This window comes from Arthrobacter sp. TmtSoilC51 (genome assembly GCF_055388015.1).
The window spans coordinates 1,188,027-1,200,149 of record NZ_AP035877.1 but is presented as its reverse complement, the minus strand read 5'-3'; the positions used below and the strand labels follow the sequence as shown (position 1 = coordinate 1,200,149).

Below are 12,123 nucleotides of genomic sequence, written 5' to 3'. Positions count from 1 at the left end.
GACACCATTCAGAATGACGAGAAGGAGACCCCGATGCAGGCGCGTGAATCCCTAGCTCCAGGAGTGTGGGGCGTTGTCGCCACGCCATTCCAAGGCAGCACGCTGGACGTGGACCTGGACAGTTTGTCCGAGCTCGTGGAGCATTACGAGGCCATCGGCGCCACGGGACTCACCGTACTGGGAGTCTTCGGCGAAGCAGCCGCACTGACGGCTGAGGAACGCCGGCAAGTGCTGGAAACCGCCGTCGAATGCACCGCGCTGCCATTGGTGGTGGGCGTGACCGCCCTGGCCACCCGGCCCGCCATCGAGGAAGTCCGGGCAGCTCAGGACGTTGCCGGAGAACGCCTGGCAGCTGTGATGGTGCAGGCTAACTCTGCCAAGCCCGAGACGGTGACTGCGCACTTGGATGCCATCCACCGGGCTACCGGCGCCAAGGTGGTCCTGCAGGACTATCCGTTGGCGAGTGGCGTTAGTATCCCCACATCCGCACTGATCAAGGTGGTGGCTTCTTGTGATTTCGTCATTGCGGTCAAGGCCGAAGCACCGCCCACCAGCGTCGCGATCGCGGAGCTGCGTGCCGGCGTCTGGATTTCAGTCTTTGGTGGCCTCGGCGGGCAGGGACTCCTGGACGAACTGATGGCTGGCGCAGCAGGCGCAATGACGGGTTTCTCCTACCCTGAAGTCCTCATAGCGTGTGTGCGGGCATGGCAGCAGGATGGCTATGAAGCAGCCCAGCGCGAACTGCTCCCCTATCTGCCGCTGATCAACTTTGAGCAGCAGGCGAAAGTGGCGCTGGCTATTCGCAAGGAGTGCCTGCGCGAACGGGGACTCATCAAGGACTCTGGCGTTCGTGCCCCTGCAGCGGGCTTCCCCGAAGTCCTGCGCGGGAGCATGGGCACACATCTTCGTGAGGCAGCTGCTGCACTTGAAAATGCCACATTGCCGGTAAGGAGCTTCTGATGGATCTACGAATTGCGGGCAAGACAGCCTTGGTCGCCGCTTCCACCGGTGGGCTTGGCCTGGCCGTGGCCCGTGCCCTCGCTGCTGAAGGCGTGCGCGTGGCGATCGTGGGCCGTCGTCGGGACCGCGCAAAGGAGATCGTCGCTGAACTGCAGGCCGCGTACGGAACTGGTACTGCCGGCGCCTCCGGGAACCGTGTTTCCGGTGCTTCCGGCATCGTGACCAAGGGCTTTGACGCCGTGGCGATCGAGGCGGACCTGACCACGCCCGAGGGCATCGAATCGGCAGTCGAACAGACGGTCGCGGACTTGGGACCCATCGATATCCTGGTCCTCAACGGCCCAGGCCCCAAACCCGGTGCCGCAGCCACGCTGAGCTCCGATGACATGGCAGCGGCGTTTGATCTCCTGGTCAAACCGCAGCACGCCTTGGTTTCCCAGGTACTTCCGGGTATGCGGGAACGGCGATGGGGCCGGATCCTGGCTATCGGATCCAGCGGCGTGACAGCCCCGCTTCCCAACCTCGCCGTCTCCAACACCGGACGGGCTGCCCTGGCCGGATACCTCAAGACCCTCGCTGCCGAAGTTGCCTTGGACGAGGTCACCGTTAACCTTCTTCTGCCAGGCCGCATCGCCACCGACCGGGTCACCCAACTTGACCACGCCGCCGCCAAGCGACGCGGTACCACGCTGGAAGACATCCAGCTCGAATCCCGCAAGACCATCCCCGCCCGACGCTATGGAGAACCTGCTGAGTTCGGTGCGGCTGCCGCCTTCCTGTGCAGCGCGCCGGCGTCGTACATCACCGGCGTCGCGCTGAGGTGCGACGGCGGCCTCATCCGTAGCCTCTAGCCACCCCTCCCTCCCGAAATCCTAAGGAACATCATGACTTCCACAGCAGTTGACCCGCAGGCGATCACCGACCCGCAGACGATGACCGCCCAGCACCTCATCAATGGCCAATGGCTCGGAGACGCGGACACACAGCGAATGAATCCGGCCCGGCCAGGCGAACTCGCAGCCCTCTCACCCAGCGGCAGCGCCCAGGACGTGGACGCCGCCATCACCGCGGCCGTCGCAGCCCAACCGTCATGGGCGGCCCTGCCAGCACCAGCCCGGGGCGCCATCGTCATCGCGGCCGGAAACCTGCTCAACGAGCGCCAACACGCCATCGCCGAAGACCTGGTCCGTGAGGAAGGAAAGACGCTGGCGGAGGCAAAGGGTGAGGTCAAGCGTGCCTCTGACGTGCTGCGCTTCTTCGGCTCGCTGGGCTGGGCAGCAACCGGCGAAGTGTTGCCAAGCGGCCTGCCAGACACCACCATCACGACGCGTCGCGAACCGTTGGGCGTGGTGGGACTCATTACCCCGTGGAACTTTCCCATCGCCATTCCGGCATGGAAAACCGCGCCTGCCCTGATCAGCGGCAACGCCGTGGTGATCAAACCCGCCGAGCTCACTCCGTTGTCCACCACCCATCTGGCACGTGCCCTGCAGGACGCCGGACTGCCCTCCGGCGTGTTCAACGTGGTGCACGGGAAGGGCCGCGTGGTGGGTGACGCGCTGGCCCGGGACCCCCGCATTGCCGGCTTGTCGTTCACGGGTTCCACCAATGTTGGCCTTGGGCTGCAGGAGATCCTCAATGCCCGGCGCGCCCGGGTACAGCTCGAAATGGGCGGCAAAAACGGTGTGCTGGTGCTGGATGACGCCGATCCCCGCGAAGCTGCAAAGGTAGTAGCGGCAGGCGCATTCGGCCTGACGGGACAGGCGTGCACAGCAACGTCCCGCGTCTACGTGACGCCCGGCATCCGCTCCGCCTTCCTCGAGGCCTTGGTGCAGGAGGCCGCCGACTACACGAGCGGTGACGGACTTGATGGCGACGCCCGGATGGGCGCTGTAGTGAGCAGGCAGCAATTCGAGCAGGACCAGGCAGCGGTGCGTACCGCCGTCGAACGCGGGGCCACACTTCTGCACGGACAGTACGACGGCGACCCCAGCGGTGCGCTGTTCTTCCCGGCGGCGATTCTCGCCGGGCTGCCGTTCGACGACGCCGCCGTAACGGAAGAGATCTTCGGTCCAGTAGTGGCCGTTCTCGAAGTGGCCGACTATGAAACCGGCCTCGCCGCCATCAATGACTCCCGCTACGGGCTCACGGCCGGCATCTGCACGGACTCGCTGGCCCTCGCCACGGACTTCGCTGCCAGGGCGCAAGCTGGCGTGGTGAAGATCAACCGGCCCACTGCCGGGCTGGACCTGAACGTCCCCTTCGGCGGCGTGAAGGATTCCTCCACCAACACCTTCCGCGAGCAAGGCAGGTCCGCCCTGGACTTCTACACCTGGGGCAAGACCGTCTACACCGGTGTTTAGTACGCCATGAGCTACGTGATCGCACAGCCCTGCGTGGATGTGAAGGACAAGGCGTGCATTGACGAATGCCCGGTGGATTGCATCTACGAGGGCGAACGCTCGCTCTACATCCATCCGTCCGAGTGCGTTGACTGCGGGGCATGCGATCCCGTGTGCCCCGTAGAGGCGATCTACTACGCGGAGGACGTGCCTGACGAGTGGGCAGACTACGTCAGGGCGAACGCGGAGTTCTTCGAGGCGGATATCTTCGAGGACGTGGGCCGCGATCATCCTGTGGTGACCGCGGCCCCGGTGCGGGTCTTGTAGTCGGTCTGGCCAACGCCGAGTCCAACTAGCCAACATCGCGGGTTTGGAAGCCGTACCGATCAACGACGTGAAGCGGCGTCTTCAATGTCCACGTACGCTGTCACGCCCCCTCGACGGCGTTACCTTCGCATCCCGCCAAAGAGACGGGTGTACTCTATCCACCGGGTGCGTGTCGCCCCCTACAGTGCAGACCTTCAGAGGAGCCGACTATGGCTGATGACAGGGTGACCCGAAAGCAGTGCCACGTGCGACGGGACCGGGGGCGGTGAACAAGAACCGGCTCGAGGCGTTCAGTGACGGCGTACTGGCCATCATCATCACCATCATGGTCCTGGAGCTGCACACCCCGGAAGCGCCAACGTGGGAGGGTGTTGCCGCAGTTCTGCCGACCCTTTTCAGCTACCTTCTGAGCTTCGTGTATGTCGGGATCTACTGGAACAACCACCACCACATGATCCACCTGGCCGGGCGAGTGAACGGCGGGATCCTCTGGGCCAATTTGCACCTGCTGTTCTGGCTGTCGCTCTTCCCCTTCACGACACGGTGGATGGATGAGTCCGGCTTCGTGCAGGTCCCCGTCCTGTTGTATGGAATCAACCTGCTGTGTGCTGCGATCGCATACTACATCCTGGAACGTCGGCTGATCGCCGCCCAAGGCAGGGATGGGGCCCTGGCCCGGGCTCTCGGCCGTGACTGGAAAGGCAAAGCGTCCCCCGTGATCTATGCTGTCGGCATCGCAGTCACACCGATCCAGCCCCTTTTCGGGATCGCCATCTTCACCGTCGTGGCGCTGATCTGGCTGGTGCCGGACCGCCGGGTTGAGCACTTTGTCGCCAGGACTCATCAAGGCGACAACGGCGCCGGCTAATCGGTAAAGCGGTCTAGTGCACGTTCCCGGACTACGAGTCCTTTCGGCAACGGACGTCTACTCTTCGCGGTCGATCTCCGACCGGCTCACTCAGAGGGCAGAAGCCAGCGAACGGGCATGGAGAGCCCCGCCGGGTTGGACATGTTCATCAAACATCAGTCGATCGTGAAGACGAGTAAGGAGCCTGTGGCGGTAGCTACGAGCTTGCCTCTGGCGTCCGTGACAGTCGCGTCCGCGAAGGCAACGCGATTGCCGGGCTTCGATACAACACCTACACAGGTCAGTGGGCCGCTGTCAGCAAGCACTGAGCGAAGGTAGTTCACCTTAATCTCTATGGAGGTGTAACCCTGGCCTTTGGGAAGGGTCGTCTGCACGGCGCAACCAAGGGCGGAATCGAGCAGGGTGCATAGGAGCCCGCCGTGAACCGAGCCGATTGGGTTGTAATGGGACTCGTCGGGATCACAGGTAAAGGTGGCAGTGCCCGGTGCCGCATCCACCAGGGTCATGTTCAGTAATTCGCCCATCGGTGGGGGTGGCAGTTTTTTGCCCATCATTGCGTGCAGGTATTCCAAGCCGCTCATGCCGGGCATGGCAGCCGCGCCAATGGCCGGATCGTCCCAGGCTACGACTCGTTTACGCTCACTCACTAAAGCTCCTCTTGTTCGCTTCAATTACCTACCGCTATGGGAGCCCGGACTGCATTGCCCCATTCTGTCCAGGAACCGTCGTAGTTCCTCACCCGGTCCATACCCAACAGGAAAGTCAGGGCAAACCAGGAATGGCTTGAACGCTCACCAATCCGGCAGTAGGTAATAACTTCATCGTCCACCTTGAGGCCAATTTCATGGAAGTAGATCTCCTCCAGTTCCCTTCGCGGCCTGAACGTTCCATTATCCGAAACAGCCCGCGCCCACGGGACATTGCGCGCCCCAGGGATATGCCCTCCACGGAGGACCCCCTCCTGCGGGTAGTCGGGAATTGAAGTCCGCTCACCCGTGTACTCCTCAGGGCTGCGGATGTCGATGAGGGATAGGCCGAGGTGTTCCTGGACGTCATCCTTGAACGCCCGGATGGACGAGTCATCGCGCGTGACTACCGGATAGGACGTTGCGGTCTTGGCGGGCGGCAGCGACGTCTCGAGGGGACGCCCTTCAGAGATCCACGTTTCCCGCCCGCCGTCGAGCAAGCGGACGTCAGGATGGCCAAAGAGCCGGAACACCCAGAGGGTATAGGCAGCCCACCAGTTGTGCTTGTCACCATAAATGACAACGGTGCTGTCCCGAGAAATACCCCTGGACGTCATAAGATTGGCAAATTCCCGCCCTGTCAAATAGTCGCGGATAACAGGATCGTTCAGATCTGTATGCCAATCAATTTTGACGGCCGACGGAATGTGGCCCAGTTCATAAAGAAGCGGATCCTCGTCAGACTCCACGATGACCAGTCTGTCATCAGCTATGTGCCGTACAAGCCATTCGGCTGTAACCAGTCTGTCAGAATGCGCGTACTCAGTGATTCGGGCGGAATTGTCAGGAGGTAAAGCTTGCATTGAGGTCCTTAGTGGGGTTAATAGCCCGGTGAGCGAAAAGACCCCTTCTGCCCACTGTTCACGAACGAACAGAAATGGGAGTCAATTCACGAGCCTTGATTCAAGTTTTCGGGCCCGGTGCGCCCGGAGATTCGCCGGGTTTCCGCAGATTTTTACGTCATGCCACACGCCGCTGTTGTTGCGTGAGCGATCAAAGAACGCAACCCTGCATTTTTCGCTGCGGCACAGTTTGAGCCGATGCCAGGTCCCTGCCAGTTGCGCCTGGAAAATCTCCGTCATGGCCAGGGATTCAATATGCCCGGCTCCGGCTCCCTGCGGTTCAGCCTGGATCTCGCCATTCGATTTGAGCCTCAAGGATGTGGCGGTCGTCCAGACTGTGGGCAAAGCGTCGATGTCGGAACCAACGACGGCGTCCGGGTCGCCTCCGGCGTTTAGGGTGCCTGCAAGTTCATCACGAAAGTACCGCAGGTGTTCCAGGTCGCGTTCCGTAAGTTTGACTTCGACATAACGCCGGCCGGTGGCCAGTGCCCACTGTTTCAGTCCAGCATCCAGCCAATCCTGGGCAAGCCCGAGATCAAGCAACAAATCGGTCCTTCGCGGCTTTCCAGCGGATTTCGTGTTGAGCAGGTCATGCACAAAACCGAGCCCTCCAGGAGCACATTCCATGTCATAGCGTTGCGTCGCGTTCCAGTCGCTCACTGCATCCCCTCTCGCCAACTTTCAGGGCACCCTTGGCCATCCACCATGTTAAGTGCGATTAGCGCCCTTGAAATTCCAACACAGGGCGCGGCCTTCCCGCTTCCAGTGCCTCCACGGCCGATTTCAGCCCGGTTTGGGTGTCTTCGCGTTCAAACAACGGCATGGCGATATCGAACATCGCTTGGTCTGCCGCAGCGACGCCGCCCAACGACCAGGTTCTCAGGAGTGCCTTATGCGCAGCGTATGCCTGTGTGGCTCCGGTGGCGATGCGCCGGGCAAACGCCAAGACTTCTTCCGTGAGCTTGTCCTCGGAAACGACGCGGTTCACGACTCCTGCACGGTCCATTTCAGAAGCGGATACTTTCTCCGAAGTCATAGCCCATTCTGCCGCCCGGCTCTTGCCTGCCCTTTCGGCAACCCGGTAGATGCCACCCAAGAGGGTAACGATGCCAAGAGTTTGTTCGGGATGCCCGAACTCGGCTGATTCTGCTGCGAAAATGAGGTCAGCCCGCAGGGCGAGTTCAAACCCTCCTCCAAAGCAAAGACCCTGGACTTCGGCAATCACCGGCATCGGCAGCAGCTCCAACTGGTTGAAGACTGACATGTACCGCTCAAACAAGGCACGCAACTCCCGCGTTTCCGCGCCCGGCCACGTCATGATGTCGCCTCCGAAGCTGAAGTCCGCACCTTCAGCCCGAATGATGACCACACGGGCGTCGCTCCTGCCTATCGCGGTTATGGCTTCGGAAAGCTCGTCCGCCATCTGGAGGTCGATTCGGTTCTGGGGTGGATTGTCCAGGATGATGGTGGCAATCTGGTCGTGGACCGTGAACGTAAGGTGGGTCATTGGCATAAGCCCTTTCGCTAGGAAGTAGTTGCGAACCAGCTGAATCCGAAGGAATCAGTCGGCGGAGTAGAAACGGGATTCATCGCCCACGGACTTTCCGAGGCGTTTCCCCAGTTCAGCCGAAAACCGGAGCGCTGCGTCAAGCGGGCGATGGTGGATGGCGGCCGAGACGATCTGGCCGGCTTCGTCCTTGGTGAGGATAGTGACTCCATAGATTTTGAGACCGCTGAACGCGGTGGCCTGCCATTCAAGGTAGGTGCGCGGCCCATTGACGGTTTGATGGGTGAACTCAAGCGATTCGTAAATAGAGCTGGCTGCGCTCATTACCGCTTTCACGTTCTCCCGGCCGGTGATCGGCGACCGGATGACGGAGGCCTCAAGGACAACGTCGCGGTGGAAGGCCTCGCCGAAGTCGTCCGCGGATTTGCTGGCAAAGGCATTTATCCATCCCTGGGCGTCTGCTCCGCCAGACGTAGTGGCAGAGGCTTCAGAAACTTCTTTGAGGAATCGCCCGATGAGTCCTGCCACGTTCCGAGGCTGCTCGACGTGAGGCCAGTGGCCCGCCCCACTGAGCACTTCCTCCTTGACGTGTCGGAATCGCGGGGCGACAGCTGAAGAGACCAGCTCGGCGGTGGCGAACGGGTCTGCGTCACCGCGGATTATTAACACTGGTGCGCTAAATTCACTCTCCGCAGGGGCGTTCGGAATCCCTTCGTTCCAGCAGTCGACGAGATGGGTAACGACTTCTGGACGGATGCGGCCCCCTATATAGGTGAGCTTGTCCAACCCGAACTCGTTCAACCCGCCGCCAAGGTACTTCCGGATCCCTCGTTGGGCTTCTGCATCCCCGCCCACATGCCGGAAAGGGCCAACAGCTTCCTCAGGAAGGTGGGTCCCCGCCAAAGGCACCGGGGTAACAAATACAGCACCCACCACCTTGCCTGGATGGCGGACAGCAACAAGTTCAGCCACCAACGTTCCCATGCTTTGCGCCACGACCACGACGGGCCTGTCCAGACCCGCCACGACCCGAGCGACGTCGTCGGCGTATCGCTCCAGGCTGTACGGGCCTTCGTCCCCGCTCCGGTCCCCCATCCCTGCCAGGTCCAGCCTCAGAAACTGGGCGTTTGCGGTGGCGAGTTCCGAGACGACGTCGTCCCAGACACTCTGATCATCCAGGAATCCGTGGATGAAAAGCACGGCCACGTCGCCGCTGCCAGTGGTTGTCAACGAGGGGTCCTGCTTCTGCAACTGCTCCATTACAGTGCTCATCTACTGCTCCTTGGTGAGGGTCGAGCCTGATGGGGACCAGGCTGCTGTATTGATGGGTGACCAGTCATTCGGCTGACCGTCCAGCCGTGCCATGCGTTGATTGTGCTTGGACTTCAGGAGTTCATCCTCGAGGGGCGTGGTGAACACGTTTTCAACCAGGGTGTACTCAGCCGCCAACCGCCCGACGGCAGTAACTGCTGCCGTATCAATCCGGCCTCGTTCCAGGTAAAGCTCGTCCTTGACATGGAAACGGACAACTTCGCCCCAGACCACGTGATCGTTCATCTCGCCGACAGGGATGATGCGGTTAACGACGCATTCCATTGCGATGGGGGCGTCTTTGATCCTGGGCGCAGACACGGCTTGTGAAGCCTCTTTTTCAAGACCCACGGCCTCAAACTCGTCGATACCCGAGGGAAATTCGAAGGCCGAGGAGTGCAGGGCGTGTGCCTGTGGAAGCGTCGCCACGTTGACCACAAAGTTTCCCGTTTCGCGAATGTTGACGAACGTGTCCTTGAGGGTCTTCCCGTCTGAGCGCGGCTGCAGCGAGATCGACACCATGGGCGGCTTTCGCCCCACCGCCGTGAAGAAGGAAATGGGCGCCAGATTGGCCACTCCGTCGGGCGAGACGGTGCTCACCCACGCGATAGCCCTGGGAATGATGCTTCCGATGAGGAGTTTATAGGAGTCGACGGCGTTGAGATCCGCACTATTGATGATCATGGAGAGCCTGTATCTTTCCTTGTCAGTGTGGGGGCGTTCCTTGGAAGAAACGCGACCTGAGGCTGCATCGGCGCGGCCTGCGGTGGAGGGAAGTTTTGGAGCTTAGTGAAAGTCAGCTGAAGTAAGCGTATCCGTTTTACCTATTTCGGACAAGAGTGTTGATTCAGAATTTCAAAACGCCTTAAGTGGTGCAACCGCGCGGGAGCGGGGACGGCAGCTATCTCTCCAGAACGACAGCAAGCCCCTGCCCTACACCGATGCAGATGGCAGCAACGCCAACACCGCCTCCACGGCGCTTCAGCTCGCGCGCCAGGTGGATAAGAATGCGGGAGCCGGACGCCCCCAGCGGGTGGCCCAGCGCCAACGCTCCACCATGGATATTCACTTTCTCCGGGTCCAGGTCGGGCCAAAGCCGCAGGCACGCCAGGCTTTGGGCGGCGAACGCTTCGTTGAGCTCCACGACGTCCACGTCTGCCCAGGTTTTCCCTGCCCGCGCCAACGCCTGATTGGCAGCCCCTACAGGCGCAATGCCGAAAATGTTTGGATCGTTGCCAGCCACTCCGCGTGAAACGATGCGAGCCAGAGGTTCTGTTTCCAGGGCACCCTCACGGCCGATGAGCATAGCCGCTGCCCCATCATTGAGCGGAGAGGAATTACCCGCCGTTACCGAGCCACCGTCACGGAATGCCGGCTCCAGGCCAGCCAAGGCCACCTCGGAGGTGCCGGGTCGCACGCCCTCATCGGTGTGGAGCGCCGAATCCGGATGGGGCACGACTTCGTCGTCGTAGATGCCCTCGGACCAGGCCTTGGCAGCCAAGCTGTGGCTTCTCACGGCAAACTGGTCTTGCTCGGTCCTTGATATGCCAAACTTGTCGGCCAGGATTTCAGCCGTCTCGCCATTGGAGATGGTCCAGGCCTCGTTCATCCGGGGGTTGACCATTCGCCAGCCCAGCGTCGAACTGTGCAGGGTTTCAGGGCCGGCCGGATACGCCCGCTCGGGTTTTGCCAGGATCCAGGGCGCCCTGCTCATCGATTCAACGCCCCCGGCAACAATCAGCTCCGCATCCCCGATTTCCACGGCACGGCTTGCGTGGATCGCAGCCTCAAGTCCGGAGCCGCACAGTCGATTGACCGTGACGCCAGGCACCGAGGTCGGAAGCCCGGCGAGCAGCGCGGCCATGCGTGCCACATTGCGGTTGTCCTCTCCGGCACCATTGGCGTTACCCAAGATCACCTCGTCAATCCTGTCCGCTTCCAGCCCGGGCTGCCTGTCCACCACTTCGCGGACGACATGGGAGGCCAAATCGTCAGGACGAACGCCGGCCAATGATTTGCCGAATTTTCCAAAGGGGGTACGGATCCCGTCGTAGATGAAGCTGCTTGCCATGCTTCTGCCTTTCGTCGTGCATCGGGGAAGGAAATCTGGAATGGGCGGCCGGCTCGCGGCCGTGAAAGGAGCATACGCCAAAAAGTCTTTGCGGGACAGAGTCTAAAGCTGTACGCTTATTTCACATCTTTACCCCCTTACCCACACCTCACAAATTCCCCGCGGCGCGCGGCGTCGCTCCCGCGGCTTCACACTGCCCGTCCAGGGGCGCTGGAAAGAAAAGAGAGACTCATGGCAGAACGACTGGATGTTGAATTCGCGGCCGACGGGGGCATCACGCTCCGCGCTTGGCTCTACATCCCGGATGGGCCAGGACCTCATCCGGCCATCACCATGGCACACGGCTATGCGGGAACCCGCGCTCACGGCCTCGCCGCTTACGCCTCCCGCTTTGCCGCCAACGGATTCGTGGTCCTGGTCCACGACCACCGCAATTTCGGCGCGAGCGAGGGAGAACTCCGCCATGACATCAATCCCTGGCAGCAGATCAAGGACTGGCGCCGGGCTGTGACCTACCTCGAAGGCAGGCCTGAAGTGGACCCCTCGCGGATAGGCCTGTGGGGGTCCAGCTACTCCGGCGGGCACGCCTTGGTTTTGGGAGCTACGGAAGAGCGGCTCAAAGCTGTGGTGTCCCAGGTGCCCGCCATCAACGGCCATGTGGCCGGTTCCCGCCGCGCCGTGGGTGACGCGAGGATTGCCCTGGAACAGTCCTTCGTCGACGACGAACGAGGCCAGGCCGCCGGCGAGGCGCCAAAGATGATCGCAGTGGTAAGCAGTGATCCAAACCAGCCTGCCGCATACCGGCTTCCCTCAGCTCTGCGCTTTTACACGCAACCCGGCCCGGAAGAGTACGGCTGGGACAACACCGTCACCTTGCAATCCACCCGGGCAGCGCGCCTCTACGAACCGGGAGTCTGGGCCTCAAGGGTGTCCCCCAAGCCGCTGCTCTTCATCGTGGCCGCTGACGATGAACTGACCGGCACGGACCTGGCCCTCGAGGCCTACGAACAGGCCCAGGAGCCCAAATCGCTCGTGATGCTTCCAGGGGGCCACTTCGAGCCGTATGTAGAAAACTTCGAAGAATCAAGCTCTGCCGCTCTCGACTGGTTTTTGCTGCACCTCTAAACCACCACAAACTTCAGGGAAAGT

Annotated in this window: 13 protein-coding genes; 6 read left to right on the top strand and 7 right to left on the bottom strand. The window is 61.6% G+C overall.

Features of this window, described 5'->3' with window-relative positions; translation table 11 throughout:
* Positions 1-33: 33 nt before the first annotated feature.
* From ACZ5G6_RS05620 to ACZ5G6_RS05600, 5 genes are all read left to right on the top strand, one after another.
* A complete protein-coding gene (locus ACZ5G6_RS05620; protein ID WP_498689999.1) occupies positions 34-960 on the top strand; it encodes a dihydrodipicolinate synthase family protein in 927 nt (308 codons plus the stop codon).
* Positions 960-1,811, top strand: a complete 852-nt coding sequence (locus ACZ5G6_RS05615; protein ID WP_223936106.1) for an SDR family oxidoreductase — start codon at positions 960-962, stop codon at positions 1,809-1,811. The genes ACZ5G6_RS05620 and ACZ5G6_RS05615 overlap by 1 nt, the downstream gene beginning before the upstream one ends.
* 33 nt (positions 1,812-1,844) lie before the next feature.
* On the top strand, positions 1,845-3,323 hold the full coding sequence (locus tag ACZ5G6_RS05610; protein ID WP_498689996.1) for an aldehyde dehydrogenase family protein: 1,479 nt from the start codon (positions 1,845-1,847) through the stop codon (positions 3,321-3,323).
* Between the two features lie 6 nt (positions 3,324-3,329).
* On the top strand, positions 3,330-3,629 hold the full coding sequence (gene fdxA, locus ACZ5G6_RS05605) for a ferredoxin (protein ID WP_223936104.1): 300 nt from the start codon (positions 3,330-3,332) through the stop codon (positions 3,627-3,629).
* 265 nt (positions 3,630-3,894) lie between these two features.
* Positions 3,895-4,497 carry a TMEM175 family protein gene (locus ACZ5G6_RS05600; RefSeq protein ID WP_223936103.1) on the top strand — a complete coding sequence of 201 codons (603 nt, stop codon included), beginning with the start codon at positions 3,895-3,897 and terminating at the stop codon, positions 4,495-4,497.
* 155 nt (positions 4,498-4,652) lie between these two features.
* Here the strand turns inward: ACZ5G6_RS05600 and ACZ5G6_RS05595 are convergent, their stop codons facing one another.
* The 7 genes from ACZ5G6_RS05595 to ACZ5G6_RS05565 form a co-directional block, all read right to left on the bottom strand.
* A complete protein-coding gene (locus ACZ5G6_RS05595) occupies positions 4,653-5,144 on the bottom strand; it encodes a PaaI family thioesterase (protein WP_223936102.1) in 492 nt (163 codons plus the stop codon).
* A gap of 20 nt (positions 5,145-5,164) precedes the next feature.
* On the bottom strand, positions 5,165-6,046 hold the full coding sequence (locus tag ACZ5G6_RS05590; protein ID WP_498689993.1) for a sulfurtransferase: 882 nt from the start codon (positions 6,044-6,046) through the stop codon (positions 5,165-5,167).
* An 81-nt stretch (positions 6,047-6,127) separates the two neighbouring features.
* Positions 6,128-6,745, bottom strand: a complete 618-nt coding sequence (locus ACZ5G6_RS05585; protein ID WP_223936100.1) for a CGNR zinc finger domain-containing protein — start codon at positions 6,743-6,745, stop codon at positions 6,128-6,130.
* A 58-nt stretch (positions 6,746-6,803) separates the two neighbouring features.
* On the bottom strand, positions 6,804-7,592 hold the full coding sequence (locus ACZ5G6_RS05580) for an enoyl-CoA hydratase/isomerase family protein (protein ID WP_498689990.1): 789 nt from the start codon (positions 7,590-7,592) through the stop codon (positions 6,804-6,806).
* A gap of 54 nt (positions 7,593-7,646) precedes the next feature.
* Positions 7,647-8,864 carry an alpha/beta fold hydrolase gene (locus tag ACZ5G6_RS05575; RefSeq protein ID WP_498689989.1) on the bottom strand — a complete coding sequence of 406 codons (1,218 nt, stop codon included), beginning with the start codon at positions 8,862-8,864 and terminating at the stop codon, positions 7,647-7,649.
* Entirely contained in the window at positions 8,865-9,587 is a 723-nt protein-coding gene (locus tag ACZ5G6_RS05570; protein ID WP_498689986.1) for a flavin reductase family protein, read from the bottom strand.
* 217 nt (positions 9,588-9,804) lie between these two features.
* Positions 9,805-10,974, bottom strand: a complete 1,170-nt coding sequence (locus ACZ5G6_RS05565) for a thiolase family protein (protein ID WP_498689983.1) — start codon at positions 10,972-10,974, stop codon at positions 9,805-9,807.
* A 33-nt stretch (positions 10,975-11,007) separates the two neighbouring features.
* On the opposite strand from ACZ5G6_RS05565, the gene ACZ5G6_RS05560 reads away from it, so the two are divergent.
* On the top strand, positions 11,008-12,099 hold the full coding sequence (locus ACZ5G6_RS05560) for an alpha/beta hydrolase (protein ID WP_498691769.1): 1,092 nt from the start codon (positions 11,008-11,010) through the stop codon (positions 12,097-12,099).
* Positions 12,100-12,123: the final 24 nt, after the last annotated feature.